The 20653-nt window shown below is 41.5% G+C and carries 18 protein-coding genes; 11 read left to right on the top strand and 7 right to left on the bottom strand.

From position 1 onward, the window contains the following. Positions 1-20: 20 nt before the first annotated feature. Positions 21-416: a DUF2721 domain-containing protein gene (locus J8M01_RS18065; protein WP_192506570.1), complete on the bottom strand. Its 396-nt coding sequence runs from the start codon at positions 414-416 to the stop codon at positions 21-23. A 38-nt stretch (positions 417-454) separates the two neighbouring features. Here J8M01_RS18065 and J8M01_RS18060 point away from each other — a divergent pair, with 38 nt between their 5' ends. The 3 genes from J8M01_RS18060 (at position 455) to tsaD (ending at position 2457) form a co-directional block, all read left to right on the top strand. Next, positions 455-778 carry a DUF2007 domain-containing protein gene (locus tag J8M01_RS18060; protein WP_211051067.1) on the top strand — a complete coding sequence of 108 codons (324 nt, stop codon included), beginning with the start codon at positions 455-457 and terminating at the stop codon, positions 776-778. After that, complete coding sequence (locus J8M01_RS18055) at positions 771-1361, top strand: YjaG family protein (RefSeq protein ID WP_211058865.1); 591 nt, start codon at positions 771-773, stop codon at positions 1359-1361. Before J8M01_RS18060 ends, J8M01_RS18055 begins: the two co-directional genes overlap by 8 nt. Positions 1362-1443: 82 nt before the next feature. Further along, entirely contained in the window at positions 1444-2457 is a 1014-nt protein-coding gene (tsaD, locus tag J8M01_RS18050) for a tRNA (adenosine(37)-N6)-threonylcarbamoyltransferase complex transferase subunit TsaD (RefSeq protein ID WP_211058864.1), read from the top strand. On the opposite strand, the gene plsY is transcribed toward tsaD, so the two are convergent. Continuing rightward, positions 2454-3041 carry a glycerol-3-phosphate 1-O-acyltransferase PlsY gene (gene plsY, locus J8M01_RS18045; RefSeq protein WP_192506574.1) on the bottom strand — a complete coding sequence of 196 codons (588 nt, stop codon included), beginning with the start codon at positions 3039-3041 and terminating at the stop codon, positions 2454-2456. The genes tsaD and plsY overlap by 4 nt on opposite strands. Positions 3042-3147: 106 nt before the next feature. Here plsY and folB point away from each other — a divergent pair, with 106 nt between their 5' ends. The 3 genes from folB to J8M01_RS18030 are packed head-to-tail and all read left to right on the top strand — an operon-like array spanning position 3148 to position 4792. After that, positions 3148-3501, top strand: coding sequence for a dihydroneopterin aldolase (folB, locus tag J8M01_RS18040; RefSeq protein WP_211058863.1), 354 nt, complete (start codon positions 3148-3150; stop codon positions 3499-3501). 2 nt (positions 3502-3503) lie between these two features. Continuing rightward, entirely contained in the window at positions 3504-3983 is a 480-nt protein-coding gene (folK, locus tag J8M01_RS18035; RefSeq protein ID WP_192506576.1) for a 2-amino-4-hydroxy-6-hydroxymethyldihydropteridine diphosphokinase, read from the top strand. Positions 3984-3988: 5 nt separating this feature from the next. Next, a complete protein-coding gene (locus J8M01_RS18030) occupies positions 3989-4792 on the top strand; it encodes an undecaprenyl-diphosphate phosphatase (RefSeq protein WP_210998293.1) in 804 nt (267 codons plus the stop codon). A gap of 256 nt (positions 4793-5048) precedes the next feature. On the opposite strand, the gene J8M01_RS18025 is transcribed toward J8M01_RS18030, so the two are convergent. Both J8M01_RS18025 and J8M01_RS18020 read right to left on the bottom strand, forming a co-directional pair. Then, positions 5049-7952 carry a TonB-dependent receptor gene (locus tag J8M01_RS18025; protein WP_211058862.1) on the bottom strand — a complete coding sequence of 968 codons (2904 nt, stop codon included), beginning with the start codon at positions 7950-7952 and terminating at the stop codon, positions 5049-5051. A gap of 439 nt (positions 7953-8391) precedes the next feature. Continuing rightward, the gene (locus tag J8M01_RS18020; RefSeq protein ID WP_211058861.1) at positions 8392-9495 is read right to left on the bottom strand and encodes a tRNA nucleotidyltransferase; all 1104 of its coding nucleotides are present in this window, start codon (positions 9493-9495) and stop codon (positions 8392-8394) included. Between the two features lie 118 nt (positions 9496-9613). On the opposite strand from J8M01_RS18020, the gene J8M01_RS18015 reads away from it, so the two are divergent. Continuing rightward, on the top strand, positions 9614-10528 hold the full coding sequence (locus tag J8M01_RS18015) for an AAA family ATPase (protein ID WP_210998296.1): 915 nt from the start codon (positions 9614-9616) through the stop codon (positions 10526-10528). Between the two features lie 9 nt (positions 10529-10537). After that, positions 10538-11599 (top strand): general secretion pathway protein GspB, encoded by a 1062-nt coding sequence (locus J8M01_RS18010; protein ID WP_211058860.1) that lies wholly within the window; start codon positions 10538-10540, stop codon positions 11597-11599. 25 nt (positions 11600-11624) lie between these two features. Here the strand turns inward: J8M01_RS18010 and J8M01_RS18005 are convergent, their stop codons facing one another. Together J8M01_RS18005 and putA are read right to left on the bottom strand one after the other, a co-directional pair. Continuing rightward, a complete protein-coding gene (locus J8M01_RS18005) occupies positions 11625-12821 on the bottom strand; it encodes an HD-GYP domain-containing protein (RefSeq protein ID WP_211058859.1) in 1197 nt (398 codons plus the stop codon). 147 nt (positions 12822-12968) lie between these two features. Then, positions 12969-16772: a bifunctional proline dehydrogenase/L-glutamate gamma-semialdehyde dehydrogenase PutA gene (gene putA, locus J8M01_RS18000; RefSeq protein ID WP_211058858.1), complete on the bottom strand. Its 3804-nt coding sequence runs from the start codon at positions 16770-16772 to the stop codon at positions 12969-12971. A 311-nt stretch (positions 16773-17083) separates the two neighbouring features. Between putA and J8M01_RS17995 the strand changes: the two genes are divergently transcribed. Further along, a complete protein-coding gene (locus J8M01_RS17995; RefSeq protein ID WP_211051056.1) occupies positions 17084-17563 on the top strand; it encodes a winged helix-turn-helix transcriptional regulator in 480 nt (159 codons plus the stop codon). A gap of 73 nt (positions 17564-17636) precedes the next feature. Here the strand turns inward: J8M01_RS17995 and J8M01_RS17990 are convergent, their stop codons facing one another. After that, on the bottom strand, positions 17637-18272 hold the full coding sequence (locus J8M01_RS17990) for a TIGR04211 family SH3 domain-containing protein (RefSeq protein WP_211058857.1): 636 nt from the start codon (positions 18270-18272) through the stop codon (positions 17637-17639). A 164-nt stretch (positions 18273-18436) separates the two neighbouring features. Here J8M01_RS17990 and J8M01_RS17985 point away from each other — a divergent pair, with 164 nt between their 5' ends. Both J8M01_RS17985 and J8M01_RS17980 read left to right on the top strand, forming a co-directional pair. Then, the gene (locus J8M01_RS17985) at positions 18437-19957 is read left to right on the top strand and encodes a CYTH and CHAD domain-containing protein (protein WP_211058856.1); all 1521 of its coding nucleotides are present in this window, start codon (positions 18437-18439) and stop codon (positions 19955-19957) included. Then, positions 19948-20610, top strand: a complete 663-nt coding sequence (locus J8M01_RS17980) for an START domain-containing protein (protein WP_211058855.1) — start codon at positions 19948-19950, stop codon at positions 20608-20610. The genes J8M01_RS17985 and J8M01_RS17980 overlap by 10 nt, the downstream gene beginning before the upstream one ends. Positions 20611-20653 lie beyond the last annotated feature (43 nt).

Below are 20653 nucleotides of genomic sequence, written 5' to 3'. Positions count from 1 at the left end.
AGAAAAAGGGCTATGCTTAATTACGAAGATGGCTTTTTTTCGATATTTTGCAATTCTATTTCTATGGCGTCACAAGAGATATGAATTTCATATAAAGAGATAATGAGCGAAAGTGTTAAGCAACAAAGACTTGCTCCAAACAAAACAATGCCAGTTAGTGCGACATCAATGAATAATGCAAACATAGACAGAGTACATAACAAAAATGCAATCACCCCCCAAACTTGCATGAACCGAATGAGTTTAATGCGTTTTCTTAGATTATCAATTTGGGCTCTAACGAGAGGGCGTAATGTATCGCCTTCTCGTGCATTAAGTTCACGTATAAGCTGCGCAAGAACAAGAAATCGATTAGTGTACGCTAGCAGCAGCAATGATATTGCGGGGAAGAGTAAACCAGGGGTCGTGAGTGTCATAAAGCCTCGAACTGATAGTTTTAAACAGGTAAGTAAGTATGACAGATAATAGCTTCAAGTGGAGGTGTGCTTTTACAACGGACAATATGATTGAAGCACATATTATTCAAGGCTTATTAACGCAAGCCAAAATACAATCTCATTTAGGAGGAAGTGCGTTGCAAGGCGCAATAGGGGAGATACCTAATGAACAGGCTAAATTAAGTGTTTATGTGTACGAGATAAAGCTACGCGATGCGGAGCAAATTTTGTTAAACTACGCACAAACGCAGAAGCATGATGATTGGTACTGTGTGCAATGCAATGAGATAAATGGTCCAGCTTTTCAATATTGCTGGCAATGTGGGAAACAACATGAGTAAAGCAAATAACTTTCAACGTATCAGAGACTTAAATTACCTTCAAAAAGCAGTGTTGTCGGCTGCAATTATTGAACGTATGTTACCTAATTATACGTTGTTTAGTGAAGCAACAGAGTTTGGTGATGCGGCAATTATGAAGAGTGCGTTGAATGTCTGTTGGGAAATTATCGTGTTACCCAAAAGTAAAATCAACCTTGAAAAACAAGTAGACAAAATAGAACCGAATGTCCCTGAGTTATCGCAATTCGATATGTTTGGGACTTACCCCGCAATTGATACAGCGACGGCGTTATTAGGACTGATCCATGGGCTTATGGCCAAAGATGATCAAGAATTCATTGATATTGCGAAAATATCGCAAGCTACGGTTGCACGCTATGTTGAGTTTGTATTGGAAAATGAAGGCATTGAACCGGACAATACACTAGTACGTGAACATGAAATAATGCAATATGAAATAGACGTGTTAGCTGGGCTTATTGACTTTGTTGAACAGATGGGGCGCATCACAAGTGACAATGTTAAAGCATTAAAGCAACATGCTGTTGCTGATGGGCAAACGAATATTGGTATCGCCATTTAAAGTGGGCGTTAGTTTTTCTTGCTGAGTAAAACCAGCTCAAGGTAAAATCTTCATATTTTTAATGGAAGGCGGGAGAGGTAAATTGCGCATATTAGGTATTGAATCATCCTGTGATGAAACTGGCATTGCTATTTATGATGATGAACAAGGGTTACTTGCGCATCAGTTATATAGTCAGGTTAAAGTACATGCTGATTATGGTGGTGTGGTACCTGAGCTAGCTTCTCGTGATCATGTTAGAAAAACGATTCCCTTGATTGAAGCTGCGTTCAAAGAAGCGGGGTGTGGGCCTGCGTCTTTAGACGGTGTGGCATATACTGCAGGGCCAGGTCTAGTTGGCGCATTATTGGTTGGCACATCAATAGGACGTTCTTTGGCGTTTGGCTGGGGGTTACCAGCTGTTGCTGTGCATCATATGGAAGGGCATTTATTAGCGCCCATGCTTGAAGATGAGCAGCCTGATTTTCCATTTATTGCGTTGTTAGTGTCAGGCGGCCATACCATGATGGTAAAAGTCACTGGAATTGGTGAATATGAAGTGCTTGGAGAATCGGTTGATGATGCTGCAGGCGAAGCATTTGATAAGACAGCTAAACTTTTAGGGTTGGATTATCCTGGTGGGCCACGTTTGGCTAAGCTTGCTGAACAGGGAGTTGCAAAGAAGTTTGTCTTTCCCAGACCTATGACAGATAAGCCGGGACTTGATTTTAGCTTTAGCGGTTTAAAAACGGCAGCAGCTAACACGATTAGAACTGAAGGCGATGATGTACAAACGAAAGCGGATATTGCCCACGCTTTTCAAACGGCAGTGATCGATACTTTGGCGATAAAATGCAAAAGAGCATTAAAACAGACAGGTATAAAACGCTTGGTAATTGCGGGAGGGGTGAGTGCAAATACTGAGCTTAGAGGTAAGTTAGCGCGTGTGATGCAAGGCATGCAAGGCAAAGTATATTACCCACGAACTGAGTTTTGTACAGATAATGGAGCGATGATTGCTTTTGCTGGTATGCAGCGTTTAAAGGCTAAGCAATATGCGCCTCTAGATATGAAAACGCAACCGCGTTGGCCACTTGATAGCTTAAAACCACTTTAAGATTTTTTTTTGCCAATTTTAGGCTCTTGCCCTTTCAAGAGCCTAGCTATATTTGAACGATGTCGAAATATAATTAAGGCCGTTAAAAAACTGACTGGAATGGTATAAATTGGTTTTATTAGCCAAGTATATATCGGTGCTGCGGTGACTGTCACAATTGCTGCTAATGAAGCGTATCGTGTTAACCATAAAACACACAACCAAGTTGCAATGAGCATTCCTCCCAATGACAACCCAATAGGCAGTAATGCACCAAAAGCTGTGGCGACCGCCTTTCCACCATTGAAATGAAAAAAGATGGGGTAAATATGGCCTAAACATGCAGCAACAGCGACCGCGCCTAGCCAAACCGGTTCGATTTGTAGGAAATATGCTCCCCATACAGGGATAGTGCCCTTTAATATGTCAAAGATAAGCACGAGTACCGCGGGAACTTTTCCCCCTAACCTCAGTACATTGGTAGCTCCGGGGTTGTTAGAACCTGCAAAACGAGGATCGGGCAAGCCAAATACTTGACATACCAAAACTGCGGATGAAATTGAGCCAATTAAATAGGCGCATATACAGATTAAACTAACTAACACACGTTTCCTTATTTTGTCTTATTAAGTTTTGGGCTATGATCGACAGTTGTAATAGATTTTTTGAGAAAACACTCTCAAGTTTGAGCTACGTACCAATGGAGCAGTAATGGATAAGGTTTATATCTCACAACTACACGTCGAAACCATAATAGGAGTTTACGACTTTGAGAAGGAAAGTAAACAAAGCTTATACTTTGATATTGAGATGTTGACCGATATTTCGGCCGCAGCTCAGTCAGATGATATACATTTGGCGGTGGATTATGCAAAGGTGAGCGAACGTATTTCGGTGCATACAACAGGCCAACCAGTAGAGTTATTAGAGACTTTAGTTGAACAATTAGCCGAGATTATTTTGAATGAGTTTAATGTGACACAAGTGATGCTTCGAGTTAGTAAACCAGCGGCAGTACCTGCAGCAAAAACCGTGGGTGTAGAAATAACACGGGTAAAACATTAGCAATGGCACAAATTTATATTAGCTTAGGCTCAAATGTTAACAAAGAGCATTACTTAGCAGCAGGGCTAAAAGCCTTGTTAACCCATTTCCCTGATAGTATTCATTCAAGTGTCTATGAAAGTGAAGCGGTAGGTTTTGCAGGTCGTAATTTTTATAACTCAGTACTGGGCGCACAAACTGCGATGTCATTAGCGGATGTGTGTCGAGTACTAAAAGAGATAGAACTAGATAATGGCCGAACGCATCAGGATAAAAAGTTTAGCCCACGAACATTAGATTTAGATCTATTGTTTTATGACGATGTAATTTGTGAGAGCCCTGCTCAACTGCCGCGAGATGAAGTTGTAAAAAATGCTTTTGTGCTACAGCCATTGCATGAGGTTGCCGCAGATTTTTATCACCCAGTAGTGGCAAAAACAATTGATGAAATTTGGCGGGAATATCATAATCCGCAACAAAAACTATGGAAAGTGGAGTTATAATATTTATGAGTATTATCGAAATTATTGTACTTGCCTTAGTTCAAGGTTTAACGGAATTTTTACCCATTTCAAGCTCGGCACACTTAATTTTACCTTCACAGATTTTGGGTTGGCAAGATCAAGGAACTGCATTTGATGTAGCGGTACATGTCGGCACTTTAATCGCCGTTATTATATACTTTCGTAAAGAAGTCGTGGCAATTTTAAGCGCTTGGTTTAAATCATTTTCAGAACAGGGAAAAACAGATGACAGCCAGCTTGGCTGGTGGATTTTAATTGCCACAATCCCATCACTGATCATCGGTTACTTTTTTAAAGACTTTGTTGAGAGCTACTCACGCAATGCCTATATCATTGCGACGACAACGATCGTATTTGGTTTATTGCTTTGGTATGCCGATGCAAAAGCAAAACAAATTAAAACGATTTATCAGCTCAACTGGATGAGCGCTTTACTTATCGGATTGTCTCAGGTGGTCGCTATGGTATTTCCAGGTACTTCTCGCTCAGGGATCACCATGACTGTTGGTTTATTAATTGGTTTAAATAAACAAAGTGCTGCGCGTTTTTCTTTTTTAATGTCTATACCCGTGATAGCAGCAGCTGGCTCATATTACATTTATAAGTTGATTTCAGCAGATGAATTGATTGATTGGCAGGCTATTGTACTGGGTTCTGTATTGTCGTTTATGTCAGCTTATGCATGTATTTATTTTTTCTTGAAAGTAATAGAGCGTATGGGCATGATGCCATTTGTGATATATCGACTTTTACTCGGCATGGGACTGTTTGCTTATTTATTATTGTAAGTCTTATTTGACTAAAAAAAGCGCTTAGGGCGCTTTTTTTGTGCTTACTGTTTTTTCTTCTGACATATTTGTCTGTGGTAATGACTAACTCTTCGCAAAGGATAGGCGGGTTGCTTACTGTAAATATACATGAAAACGAGTTTATAGATTAGGGCACACGTCGGAAAGTGGTGCTAGGAGTTACTGTGGATGTATTGTAGAGAGAAAAACGCGTCGATTAGCAATCGACGCGTGCGTATAGATACTTATAGCTCAATTAGAATGAGTATTTAGCACCTAAAGAAAGGCGGCGACCTTTTACATCAAAGAACTCACCCTCATCAAATGCAAATGGGTTACGTGGTGGTGCTTTATCAAGTAAGTTGTTAACACCTACACGTAATTGTAGCTCATCTAACAAGTATGTTTTGTACATAAAGTCGAACGTTGTGTATGACGGGATATCATTATAATTGTTGTCTTCTATTGTCCATGTATTACTTTCTACCGTTGAGTGGCGATAGTTAGTTGTTAATACGTATGAAGAGTCATCATGTGTATAAGAAGCAGTAAAGCGAGCTTTAACGCGTGGCGACTTCATTTCACCTAATTTAACGCGTAGCCCATCAGAGCGGCCCGTTGTATTTTCAGTCGCTTCAGTTAAATACGTTGCAGTGAATTTAAGTGAAAGAAAGCCATTTAGAATATCGGTACGGTATGCCGATTCGAAATCAAATCCTTTTCTTGCAAACTGAGCTGCATTGATTGGTTTATCAATGAAGTACTCGATGTCACGCGTTTGTTCATTACGTACCACATTTGCACAGAATGGATTATCTAGCGAGCTAGACTCGTAACAATATTGTACTGTGTCTCTATCGAAGTACTCAATCGCACCATCGATTTCAAATGCCCAGTAGTCTAATGTGAAATCTAGACCTTCAACGAATGAAGGGGTATAAATAACACCGATAGTATGGTCATTTGATACTTCGTTATTTAGGTGCTCATTGCCGCGAATGTAACCTGGTAAGCTTCCACCCGCTAACCATTCATCGGTAGGCATCCAACCCGCCGGCATATTGTCAGCCGCACAGTTACGAATTACATTGTCTTTAAACTCACTGCCAGATGCTTCAATGCTATCGGCGCGACAAATATCGGCACGACCGGAATCAAAAGTTTTTGAGTTTGGTGTAAATAAATCACCTAAGCTTGGCGCTCTTACTGACTTAGAGCGGTTAATACGAACGCGAAGTTCATCGCTTACGCCCCAGTTTAACGCGATTTTCCATGCATCATCACCACCGGTAACAGAGTAATCCATATAGCGGTACGCTGTTTCAAGTGTTAAATCTTGTACTAAGAACTTATCTTCAACAAGGGGGATTGAAATTTCTGCAGAGAGTTCATCTACTTCAATTTCGCCACTCATAGGTAAGCTAGAGTTGCCGAAGATTAACCCTTTGGCCATATTATCTGACGGGGTTGTCGTTACAGATTCACGACGGTGCTCTGCTGTAAATGCAGCAGCAACATACCCTGCAGGTAATTCAAATAAAGTGCCATCAACAGTTAAAGCAAACACAACTTGGTCATGCTTGGCAAATCGGGTTGCAGTGGTCCCTATGTAGTCTAATTGTTCTTGAGTGACTGATGTTGCACCCATTGTATTAAATGGGGTACAGCCAGCTAAGGCACCTACGACATTATCGTTTGCATCGCGGTCAGCGCATACAATTTGACCATTGTACTCAACGGCATCGATTGCATTCATTTGGTTTTGAGTTAAAACCTCACCTTCCCAAATTGTGTCTTGCTCAATACGGCCGTACTGAACATAGGTGCTGTATCCCCAATCATCATTTAAAAAACCTTCAGCACCGATTGAGGTACGGAAAACTTCACGCTCTTGCCCATATGAACGGTTACCCCAAAGGTGTTCATTTGCTTGGCGTAATGTCACCTCGGTTAAGCCATTATCATCGAGTAACTTAGCCATATCATCTTTCATATATGCATTGTCACGACGAATTGTGTGGCGGAAGAAAGCTGGGCCACCTTCAGTTGTTGCATCGGTATTTGAATAGGTAAAATCAAATGTGAGTGCGTGTTCATCATTTAGTTGATAAGTACCGTAAGCAGACGCGATGATGCGTTCAAGAGGCGTCTGGAAAAAGTCTTTATAACCGTGACCAAATACGCCATCACCTTGCTGGTCTCCACCTTGTAAATAGCTACGAGAAGCGTTACCAACTCCAGGGTTAGGTAAGCGGCCTAGTCCGTAGTCAAATGCACGAACATTACCATTTGCATCGAATGTATAATGGTGGTTATTGAAAGCATTATCATCAAAGCCACTTTGAGTGAAGAAGTCTCCTCCTTCTGAGTAGTAAGCCAATGCTGTTGGATGGCCCAATACGATGCGATCAGGAATGCCGTCAGTGCCACTGGTGTTTGCAGGGTTACCATAGCTATTAACTGGGGTACGTACAAAGTCGCGACTGAGTTGTGTGTAGCTTTTGTTTTCTGTGTAATTCAATGAAGCGATGAATGAAAGTTTGTCTCCTTCCATACCACCTGTGATTGAGAAAAAGTTTTCTTCTCCACCACTTTGTTCAGGTCGAACGGTTGATACGTCAACCTCAATACCGTCCATTGATTTTTTAGTAATGATATTAACAACACCGGCAACTGCATCAGCACCGTATACAGCTGCTGCACCACCTGTGGCAATTTCAATACGCTCAATCATAGATGTTGGAATGTTGTTTAAATCGACAGCAGTACCTCCAACAGAACCTGGGACATAACGGCGACCATTCACTAAAACTAATGTACGCTCAGAACCTAGGCCGCGTAGATCGGTGGTGTTTAATCCGGATGAGAATATTAAGTTTGTGGTTGTTTCAGGAGAAAGGCCTACCGAAGCTTGTGGCATTGACGCAAGTAAATCGTTTACATTGGTAATACCTTGGTTTTCGAGTTCAACACCGCCAATAACCGTTACAGGGGTGGGGGAAGTTAGGTTAAAACGTTTTATTTTTGATCCAGTAACCTGAATACGCTCAACTTTTTTAACTTCTCCAGTTTCGTTTGCCATGACAGCTGAACCTGATACGGCGCTAGTTAATAACGCAGCTTTAATACCGACAGTCAATAGATTTAACTTCTTCAACATAAGACCTTTCTTTAAGTTGTTGTTAAGGGCCGCCCTTACTTTTATAAGTGCGGTTATATTTATGCCGCATTTTTAGCATATCTAAATGTTACAAGCGGCTGTTTGGCGGTTGTAATGTTTGTTTCTAATTTGTATTTTCTGTTTACGATGGTTTGTCATTTTGTACTCTGCCTTTATTCTTGGTGCTTGTAGAGGAGGTCTTTGTGTAACGAAGCCTTTACGGTGAGTGTGTATTTACTTTTATGTTGCTGGTTATGTGAATGGCTTTTTCTAAATGGAAAAGAATATTCAAAGTTTTAGTATGATTAAGCAGCTTTTATGTGGTTGTGATGTTAGCGAACGTTTAATTTTGGCGGCGTTTTTTTAGGCGGTTGATTTTTTTTATATCAAAAGGGAACTTTTTTATGCAGGTGAGGTACTCCCCACCTGATAGTAATGATTAATTGAAGGTTGTTTTTAGAGTCGATAAACGTTGTTGTGTTAGTTGGGTTTTAATTTGGGCCCCACAGAAACCTGCGGCAATAATGGCTTGTACGTCAATAGCCCGAGTGTTGGCAGCTGCCTCTTTAATCAGCGCAATGAGAGAAGGATTGTTATACTGTGAAAATGCGATGATCTCGAGTAATAAATCAAACCGCTCAGGTCTTCGCCATAAATCGATACGATCAAACAGGGTTAACAGCTGCTGTGCGCTCACTGACGGTATAAAACATGCTTTATGTTCACAAAAGTCTCTCAGTGCGACTGCATAGCGAGAAGGAATTTTTAGAGTTTGCTCGAGGGCTTTTAATTTATCACTGGGTGTATCGTATAGCCACAGACAAAATTGAATTATTTTATAATGTGGATGAGAGTGAGGTAAACGCATGAGCAATTTTTTAAGTTGAGTGCACTCTTGAACGTTCCAACCTATCAATAATGGTTGCACATCTGCCAACGCTCCAAGCTGGTCCAGAGTCGTGGTAAAGTGTTCAATCGCACCGTCAGCTAAGCATTTTTCAATTTCTAACCATACACGTTCTTGCGTCAGCGTTTTTAATTCACCTCGACTAACCATGTTTGCCATCATGGTCATTGTGCTATCAGCAATGGTAAAACCTAAGTGTTCATACCGTGCTGCGAAGCGTGCAACACGCAGAATACGTAAAGGATCTTCACTGAAGGCGGGTCCTACATGACGTAAAATACGGTTATTCAAGTCATCTTGGCCGCGGTACGGGTCTATTAATTGACCATCATTTGCTTTTGCTATTGCATTAACCGTGAGGTCCCGTCTAAATAAATCTTGCTCGAGTGTAATACTTTGTTCAAAGTCACAGATAAATCCACCATAACCTTGACCACTTTTTCGCTCTGTACGCGCGAGCGCATATTCGTCATGGGTCTCGGGATGTAAAAAGACCGGAAAGTCTTTGCCAACTTGTTTATAGCCCTGCTTGATCATTATTGCTGGCGTTGCCCCGACAACAACGTAATCTCTTTCAACAATAGGGCGACCTAGCAATTCATCGCGTACTGCACCGCCCACTAAATATATTTTCATTTTGGCCTCAAATCTTGTCTAACGGAATAAACTAATTTCACAAAATTAGAAACAAGGTTTTAACTTGTTGGCTTTTTTTGCCATTATAGGCTGCATCATAACAATAAAGAGACGCATCGTGTATTTACGCTACTTTGGGTTGAATGAAAAACCCTTTTCAATTGCGCCAAATCCAGAATACTTGTTTTTGAGTGACAGACATAAAGAAGCGCTCGCGCACTTAACATACGGTTTAGGTGATGCTGGTGGCTTTGTATTACTGACAGGCGAGGTAGGGACTGGCAAAACGACTGTGACACGCAGTATGCTCGCTCAATTACCTGACAGCACTCAAGTTGCTTTTATTTTGAACCCAGCTTTGTCTGAAATGGAACTATTGGCCAGCATATGTGATGAGTTAAACATAGAGTATGATGCTGATAACGCAACGCTAAAGCGTTTAACAGATATTATCAAAGCCCGCTTGCTCAGTAATCATGAGCTGGGTGGTCATACCATGTTGATCATTGATGAAGCACAACATTTAGCGCCTGAAGTCCTTGAACAATTGCGACTACTGACAAATTTAGAGACAGATCATAAAAAGCTATTGCAAATTGTATTAGTTGGCCAGCCCGAATTACAACAACTTTTACAGCGGAATGAGTTACGACAGTTAGCACAGCGGATCACGGCGCGTTACCACTTATTGCCGTTAACTGAAGCACAGGTCTTTGCGTATATTCAGCATCGTTTGAATAAAGCGGGCTGTGAGGCTTCGTTATTTGACCATGATGCAATTGCTTTTATGCACAAAGCAACGGCAGGAATACCCAGATTATTAAATTTGTTGGCAGATAGGTGCTTACTCGGCGCTTTTTCAGCCCAGAAGATGATCGTTAATAAAACGATTGCACAACAAGCTGCACAAGAAGCATTGCCACTTGATTTAGTTCCGCAAGAAGTGGCTCAAAAAATCAGCTTGCAATGGCAGGTTACAGCCACGTGTGCCTTGTTATTTATCTCAGGCTTTGGCCTGTCATATATTGTATAGTGAAATTAAATGTCTTATTTATTCAATGCTTTAAAGCAATCAGAACACACAGCAACCTCAGAGCAGGTACATTTGTCTTATCAACACGAGAAGCAATTAAAGTTTTATCGTCGGCTTTCTCTTGGATTAGGCGGTGTCTTAGTGTTTGGTGGCGCACTTGTCGCAGGATATGCAGCTGGTAAGTTTATGCAATCACCAGCGCAAGTTGAGTTGATTAGTAACGCTGTTGTTACGCAAAAAAGCAATCAACAAGTGCAACAACCCGTGGTTGAAGGTGTGGCGAAAAGTGATTCGCAACTTAATTCGACTTCTGTTGAGCAATCGATAGTCAGTCGTGCTGCAAATCAAAATCAGAAAACGCAACCACAAATGGCAGCAAATACGGTGGTGAATCCAATACAGCCGAGCGTTCAGTATCAATGGGCATCGGTGCAAATTGGCGTTGATGTATCTGGTCAAGCGGTATATGAACAACGTTTAGTGCCAGTCGCTAATCAACAAGCAATGGTTAATCAAGCAAATATCGTTCAGCCGCAATTTGTTCAACGTAATACGGGGCTACAAAGTTTGACGCAGCCCAATATCCTAGCCCAGCAAAATACCAGACAGCCAGTTATAGCAGCGCAAACCCCGAACACGCATGACGCATCAAGTATCGATATGAGTCAATATCGCGTACTTGGTAAGCCGTTGAATGAGCAAGCGAGTTATCATGATCCGGAGTTAGATAAGGTGTCAGATGAGCTCAAAGACGCCTTTGCTCAGGCGGTTGCTGATACTGAAGGCAGCCAAGAGAGCGAAGTGATTGCAACGAGTAAAGACTCTGCAAGGGCGACGCCCATCGAGCTTTTACCTATCGAGCTGCAAAACAGTATTCCACGATTACGATATCAGGCACATATTTATGCCACCGAAGCGGATAAGCGCTGGATAAAGTTGAATAATCGCGATCTGTATGAAGGGGATAGTATAGGTGTACTACAGCTATTAGAAATCACGCCTGAACAGGCATTGTTTGATTTTGATGGTTATGAGTTCACCTTAAAAGCAATGCAAGATTGGCCGCTTTAATACCGTGGTATGGGTTATGTTGGCGTTAAGGTAGCATTGAATGACGGAAGAACTTTAACAAGTCTAAGTTAAATTCTTCCGGCTTTATCGCGGCCTCTAAACTATCATCAACTCGCTTGTTAGATAGATCGATGTCTTTCACTTCAACATAATGCATATGCTTTGCGTGGTAGAATACTTTAACTGTCGGCTTCAAAGGCGCCTCAGGGTTACTGGCACAAACAATTCCGACTCTTTGGCTGGTGAGCTTGACGAGTGTGCCAACTGGGTAAACCCCAATGGCATTAATGAATATATTTAGGAGCTCGGTGTCGTAGTGGTGCGGGGTGCCTTCTTTAAGTATTTTGAATGCTTTGACCGGTGTCATGCCGACTTTGTAAATTCGCTCAGCGGTCAGTGCATCATATACATCTACAATGGCTGCCATTTTGACGTACTGAGACAGCTCATCCGCTTTATATCCATATGGGTATCCCGACCCATCGAGCCGTTCATGATGATAACCCGCTATTTCAGTAGCGATTTTACCCAGCTGAGCCTGTAGTACGATGTCAAAGCTGTATTTAGCATGACTTTTCATTACTTCAAATTCATCTTTTGTTAGCTGAGATGGTTTTTGTAAAATAGTATCAGGAATGTGTACTTTACCAATATCGTGCAGTAGCGCTCCCGTCGCCATTTGCTCTATTATAGGGCGTTCAATGCCCATATGTTTGGCAAAAATACTAATGAGTATTGAGACATTAATAGAATGTTCTAGCAGATAGGTGTCTTTTTCTCGGATACGTGCAATACACGCTAGGGCATCTTGATTTCGAAATACGGAATCAATCAATCCATGAGCTGTTTCTTTAAAAGCGGAAATATTGATTGGCCCTCCCGATTGTAAGTCTACAAAAGCTTTTTGTTGCAGCGTTTTGGCTTCATCATACAGTTTAGTTGCTTGCGTTAGTTCCGACTCGATACTGGCGGATTTGTGCCATGGGTTAAATTCGGTTTCAGGGATTGACTCAGCAATGGGAGGAGCGGCTTGTTGTTGTTCATTCTGGATGGTTTTATCTGGGTCTATTTCTACTTCAAGTACACCTGTTGATACTAACTTATCAATGCTCTTTTGCGTTTTTACCCAGCCTTGACTTTTTATCTTTATGTGACCCGTTTGCTTAATTACACCAGCGACATACATGCCAGGTTTCAAGTCCTTGATATTTATTATTTTCATCTTGAGCCCTAAACATAAAGTAAGACTTATAAGACTAGCAAAGATTAATAAAAGCGGTAGTACTAAAGAGGGGGAAATTTACTGGCGAGCGATTAAAAATGAAATGGGCATAAGCTGCTGGCTTATGCCCGTTGAGATTATTAATCTTTATTCATCATCTTCAACCAACGTCATTAGAGAAGTGTTACCCCCTGATGCGGTGGTATCTATACTGATGGTTTTTTCCGTAACTAAACGACTGATCAAAGTATCATAATACTCAGCACTGATAACCGGTAAAATGGCACCACTACGCGCGGCCAATTGCTGACTAAAGTACCCTAAACGTGATGAGCGCGCAGCAACAACTGCACCCGCAAGGTGAGGGTGCGTTAAAACAGCATGTAGTTGATTTGGTTTTGCAACCTGGAATACCCCTTCGGCGATGCCTGTCGAGATAAATTTATCTCTAAACGCTTGGGCTTCATCATAGAAAATCTCAGATGCAACTGTAATAACCGTATTACCCGCAGCTAATGCAGTAATAATAGAAATTGCCCAAAAGTTAAATGAGGTGCTTTTATCGGCGTAACATACAACACAACCACGTGCTTCTAAATGAAGCGTGTTTGACTCACCTGTTGGTCCAGGTAAGGTCGTATGTGTACGCATACGTTTTTCTAAACGGTTCAACTGAGTACGGGCATCAGCAAGTGTTTTTGCTAAATCGTCCGCTAAGTCGTCAATAATTTCAACGGTGGCAATTTTGGCTAACAATTGACGTACAGCAGAAACTCGGTCGTTTAACGGCGTTGCGCGCCAGATCTTTTCATCACGCATTGAATTACGCATCAAGCGATCGACTTGCTCTGTTGCACCTGGAAAGTTGTGAGTGTCTAACTCATCAGCGGTTAAGTTAGTCATTTGTACGTTTTCAGGTGATGCCTTTTCTTTTACCAAACGATACAAATAGTTTGGGCCACCCGCTTTAGGACCAGTCCCCGACAAACCTCGACCACCAAAAGGTTGCACTCCAACAATCGCGCCAATCATATTACGGTTGACGTAAACATTGCCTGCTCTAGACATTTTAGCTAAATAGCGGCAACGCTCTTCTATACGAGAGTGAACGCCCATTGTTAAGCCGTAACCGGTGTTATTGATTTGGTCAATCACATTGTCTAGTTCGCTGGCTTTATAACGAATAACGTGCACGACAGGGCCAAATACTTCACGTTTCAATACGGATAAATCAGAAATTTCGTATAAACGAGGGGCAAAGAAATAAGCGCCATTTTCTGAATTATCAGGAATTGGCGATTCAAACAACAACTTGCCATTGGTTTTTAAGTACTCAACATGTGCACTAAGCGTATTGAGTGCTTTTTCGTCAATAACAGGGCCAACATCGGTATCTAGTTGAGCAGGGTCGCCGATGTGTAATTCTTGTAGCGCGCCTTTTAGCATGTTAATAATGCCATCGGCCACATCTTCTTGTAAGAATAAAACCCGTAGTGCTGAACAGCGTTGACCTGCACTTTGGAAGCCCGATGAAATAACATCATCAACCACTTGCTCTGGTAAGGCGGTTGAATCAACGATCATACAGTTTTGACCGCCGGTTTCAGCTATAAGAGGCACTTGAATGTCATTCCGTTCAGCAAGAATCTGTGAGATTAACGTACCTGTTTCAGTCGAACCGGTGAACATCACTGCTTGAATACGTTCATCTGGTACTATGTGTTTACCGACTTCACTGCCTCGCGCGATTACCGCTTGTACAACATGTTCAGGTAAACCCACAATTTGCATTAGCTCGATACAACGCAGTGCAATCATACTGGTTTGTTCTGCCGGTTTCGCAATAACGGTATTACCCGTTACTATGGCTGCGGCAACTTGACCTAGAAATATAGCCAGAGGGAAGTTCCAAGGGCTAATACATAAGATAACGCCACGCGCTTCAAAACGTTCATCTTCTGATAACTCTTCTGCACGTGCTGCATAATAGCGGCAAAAGTCGACCGCTTCGCGTACTTCATCAATGCTGTCTTGGGTAATTTTTCCGGCTTCTTTAATACAGATAGCCACCAGCTCATCATGGTGACGCTCTAATATATCGGCAATGCGGCGTAATAGCTCCGCACGTTCAGATACCGGTGTTTCTGACCAGCTTTCAAATGCACTATCAGCGTTTGCGAGCATAGTGTGCATTTTATCACTGTGATGAAGCGGCACTTGACCGACGACTTCAGTATGATTTGCTGGGTTACGTACTGCTAGGAAGCCTTCTTTCACATCTGCTTCATTGATCCGGTTATCTTCGAACCACTTGTCTAGATTGTCTTTAAGGGGGGAAATAGCATTGACGTCAGTTAAGTCCATGCCTTTTGAATTGGCACGTTCATTACCATACAGTTCAATTGGTAAGGTAATTTGGGTATTAAATTTATTGCGTAAGCTTTGCAGAGTTTCAACCGGGTCAGGTAATAAAGACTCAACAGGTTTCGTGACGTCAACAATGGCATTTACAAATGATGAATTCGCACCATTTTCAAGTAAACGTCGAACGAGGTAGGCTAACAAGTCTTCATGTTGACCAACAGGTGCATACACGCGACACTGTACGTTGTCTTTTTCTACGATTTGATCGAATAAAGATTCGCCCATCCCATGCAGACGTTGGAATTCAAAGCCTTGGTTATTACCCTTGGCGACTTCTAAGATAGTTGCCGCCGTGTAAGCATTGTGTGTTGCAAACTGTGGGAATAACGCATCACGTGCTTCAAGTAATTTAATGGCACATGCTTTGTAAGATACATCTGTTGTTGCTTTACGGGTAAATACAGGGAAGTGATCTAAACCATCTTGTTGTGTGGTTTTAATTTCTGTATCCCAATAAGCGCCTTTGACTAAACGGACCATGAGTTTACGGCCGACACGGCGGGCTAAGTCTGTTAACCATTCAACTACGAAAATCGCACGCTTTTGATAAGCTTGCACAGCAAGACCAAACCCTTGCCAATCACCAAGCTCATCATCAGAGAAAACGGCTTCAATGACATCTAAAGAGATGTCTAGTCGGTCAGCTTCTTCTGCATCAACAGTAAAGCCAATATCATAGTGTTTAGCCGCTAATGCTAGCTCTTTTAGCTTTGGCACGATTTCTGAAAGTACACGTTCACGATGGCTGAATTCATAACGCGGGTGTATTGCCGATAACTTAACTGAAATACCAGGGCTTTTTATTGGGCCTCGGCCATTTGCTGCTTTACCTATAGAGTGAATCGCGTTCATGTAACTATTAAAGTAGCGCTGGGCATCTTCCATGGTACGTGCGCCTTCGCCTAGCATATCGTATGAATATACATAGCCTTTTTGCTCTTTTTCAGCTGCACGTTCAATTGCTTCGTCGATATTTTGCCCCATAACGAACTGCTTACCCATGATTTTCATGGCAAAGTTTACAGACTTACGGATCACTGGTTCACCTAAGCGGCCTATGGTCTTTTTCAAGACACCAAACTGTTGATCTTTATTTTTGTCTGTGTAGTTCACCATTTTACCGGTAACTAGCAAGCCCCAACTAGATGCGTTAACAAACAAAGAGTCGCTACTACCTAGGTGCGAACTCCAATCACCATTAGCTAATTTGTCACGAATGAGGTTATCTTGAGTTTCCTTATCAGGTACTCGTAGCAACGCCTCGGCTAAACACATCAATACCACCCCTTCTTCTGAAGAAAGTGAGAATTCATTTAATAGTGCATCCACGCCATTTTGACCGTCTTGGTCTTTACGAATGTTTACCACAATTTGGCGTGCGCGTTCCCATGCACGGCTTCGAGCCGTCACGCCTACTTCAGCAAGTGGCAAAATATGGTCAATAACTTGCTCTTCATCAATACGATAGAAGTCACGGATTTTTTGTCTAATAGGACAGTTAGTAATTAAATCACCGTTGTAAAGCATAAGGAACCCTCAGAAAAGGAGTCAAAAACACACGTAATTAACACATATCAAGTCAGACAGGGGTAAGTTGGGTCAGACTGCATAGTGGCACAAACAGCGCCTAATTAATTACAACATAGTTAATTAATGCATTGCGCGAGACTAAACAGTATCACACTTAAAATGTGTTTAAAATTTAGCCTAGATGCATTGTGTTTAGTATCAAATTTTTCAGGCATTCTATCTGAGAATAAGCAGTATATGCTGTTTTATTTTGGGAAAATACGGTAAATTAAGGGGATAACTCACTCAGAAACAGAATTAAATGCTGCATGACAACTTCGATTAGAACTCGTGTATTAGACCGTATCGATTTAGCAATATTAGATGTATTGCAAAGGAATGGTCGAATATCTAATGTTAACTTGGCAAAAGAAGTAAACTTAAGCCCGAGCCCATGTTTAGACAGAGTAAAAAAACTTGAGTCTGAAGGGTATATAGAAGGTTACTCTGCGCGTTTAAACTCCGCGAAGCTAGGGCAAGCATTGGTCGCACATGTAGAAATAACGTTAAAAAGCTCTACAGAGGCGGTGTTTTCTCTATTTAGAGAACATATTGTTAAAATACCGCAAGTGGTGAGTTGTGATATGGTGGCTGGTGGCTTTGATTACCTTGTCACAATTCGTGTTGCGGATATGGCACAATATCGAGAAGTATTAGGTAGAATTGTAGAAACACCAGGCGTGAGTACCAACCATACTTATATGGTGATTGAACATATTAAGTCAGACAGTGGCTTGACCATTTTATAATACGATTATATAGCATAAACCACGTTCAGGCTGAGCGAGAGTGATGGCCCGAACGTCGTTTATCACTGTGGTGCTATGCCCATCCATCATAGCGTTTACGGCGCGATAAGAAGATTGTTAAAATCACCCCTAATAATAATCCAGCAAAAGCGATACCACCGCCATAAGCGAGTAATGTACGCTGCTCGCTTTGCTTTTTAAGCGCATTTTCTTGTTTTTGTGTTGCTAACTGCGTTTGTAAGTCTGAAATACTTTTTTGTAGTAAGGCATTTTCACTATTTAGATCATCATTGCTTTGTTGTAATAGCGGCAGCTGTGCTTGTGCATCGTCCAATTGGCTTTGCATTGTACTAAGTGTTTCGCTGGCTTTGTTCAATTGCTGCTTTAAACCAGGTTGCATGGATATAAACTTTTCTTCAACCCACACTTCACGGCCTTTATCATCGATGATTTGAATGTAACCGTTTTGCGGTTCGGCAATAATTTGGATCTGAGTTCCTGCATCTATAGAACCAAGAATTCGATAGTTTTTCCCCGGACCAGAGTGCGCATATAAAAATAGATTATCAACGATAAATCCAGCGTTTGCAGTTGTATTGTCGACTGCCGCCACTGACGTTGCTGCTAATTGTGTTTGCTCAACTTCTTCTGCAATTGAAAAGTGGGAAATAAGCGCAAGTACACTGGGTAATATTATTCGTTTTAACATCCCTAGACCCAAGATTTATTAATTTTTTCAAATAGTATGGATTTAGCTGATCAATAGCAAGAGATAGCTAAAACTTCCGAGAACATATGGTAAAAAGATTGCAAACTGTAGGTGCATTGTATATTTTGGGCGTTCGATAATTATATAGGTAATAACTTGCCCTAATGGACACTGAAATAGAACTGAAGTTTTTACTTTCAGACAATGAAGTTCCTCTTATACCAGGACTCATCACTCAATTCGCAAAAACCGTCAAAAACCAACCCGCTCGGAATTTAAAAAACGCATATTACGACACGCCTAACCGAGAATTGCGCGCACTTGATATTGGTCTGCGCACCCGCTGTTGTGATAGTGACTGTGAACAAACAATTAAGTTGGCGGGAGAAGTTGTTGGGGGATTGCATCAACGGCCTGAATATAACTTACCGCTGAATTCGGTTAGACCAGATTTGCTGGCTTTTGATCCAATAATTTGGCCTCATGGTATGCAAGTGGGCAGTATTAACGAAAATTTATTCCCGATCTTCAGTACTAATTTCATCCGCAGAACGTGGTTAATTGAAACTGAGCAGGGCAGTAAAATTGAAGTGGTATTAGATAAAGGAGAAGTGGTTGCACAAGGGCAAGTAGAGCCAATTTCAGAGCTTGAGATTGAATTGGTTGAAGGGACTCGTCATGATTTATTTTTACTGGCCGATCACTTAATCAATCTATCAGGGTTGCGTTTAGGGCTCTATTCTAAAGCGGCCAGAGGATACCGATTAGCGGATAATAAGCCGCTTGAGCCAAATAAATTTATTGGCTTTGTACCATTGCAGCCTGGAGCCACTCAAGAGCAGGCGCTCGTTGCTTCAATTAATTATGGTATTCAGTTTGTGCAAAAGCATGAACAATGTTATTTCAACAAGCCAAGCTTAAAAACATTGAAACGCATTATTGATGGTGTGACACTCATTCGCCATACATTTAGGTTGTTCTCTGACATTGTTGATAAAGAAACAACAGAACAGTTACGGGGAGAGTTTAAGTGGTTACTTGATGAGCTGGTGTGGGTTGAAAATGCAATTTATTTAAAAACCTATACTTCAAAACGCCATGCCTATTACAAAAAGATCAATAGTGCACCTGAGTTATCTCAAGTGATTAGTGATTTAAAAGATGTGCAGCCTACAGCGACAGATATTGAAGATTTGTTTCATTGTGCGCGATACAACCGTCTTATTTTAACATTGACCCGTTGGTTAGTTGATAGAGAATGGCGTCAACATTGGGACCAGAAAGCACTTAATGCGGCTGAGCAACCGATTCATGAAGTGGCAAAAGGTTTTTTCGATAAAGATTGGCAAGACTTAAGAGCTTTATTACCCAAGAATAAGGCACTCACAAAAACGGATTACTTACGGTTACGTCATCAGTTGGAAAATACGTTATTGAGCGGCAATTGTTTGGGAAAACTGTATGATAAAGAACTGCGCCAGGAATTTAGAACTCCTTGGATTGACATTGTTTATGGTATTTATGAACTAGACACACTGTCATATTTGATGCAGTTGTGTCGGGGGCAAGATAGCGAAGCATTACGAGATATTCAAACTTGGCTAGAGAAAAAAGCTGATTTCTTGGTCAGTGCGATGGAGCAAAGTCGAGACGTTTCAGTGAATGGGTTGCCATATTGGCGATAGCCCCACCATACCGATTGCTACCGTTTTGGGTTGCAATCGGTATTGTATCACCGCAAGGGTATACCGAGTCATGGTATAAGTGGTATGAGAAAGGGGAGTTAAGCATCTACCATAAGCCCGCAGAGAAAGGTTTAATTCATGTTAAAGCGTCTGCGTTGTATGTAAATACGAGCGTTAGGAGTTTTATTAATTTACTGCATGACACAGAGAATGTGCCTAATTGGTTGAGTGCCAGTCAGCAAGTATCTTTGGTTGCAAGCCCTACACCGTCTGAGCGCATTGTACATACATATTTCAGTGCTCCATGGCCTATTTCAGATAGAGATATGCTCACCCATTCATGCTTTACCCAAGTGAGCACCACGCATTATCAGTTACAAGTAAAAGATACGCAGCTTTGGCAAGTACACAGTAAAGCAATACGTGTCGCACCTGTGAAAGCGACTTGGCAGCTTTATCAACAAGGCAGTGATCTTAGAATTGAGTATATGGCTTATGCCAACCCAAATGGTGCACTGCCGAAGTGGCTCGTGAATAAGCAAACCTTGAAAAGTATTCGGTACACACTCATTGCGATAAGGTCACAGCTCAAAAATAAAAAATACGCAGTCAGTAAAATGACAATATCTGGCGGTGCGTGCACCGATTTTTAACGGTGATTTTGCCAAGACAGCTCGCTATTGTTCAACTACACTC

The organism is Pseudoalteromonas sp. MMG005 (assembly GCF_018101015.1).
Lineage (GTDB): Bacteria > Pseudomonadota > Gammaproteobacteria > Enterobacterales > Alteromonadaceae > Pseudoalteromonas > Pseudoalteromonas aurantia.
This window is presented reverse-complemented; position numbering and strand designations above follow the sequence as displayed.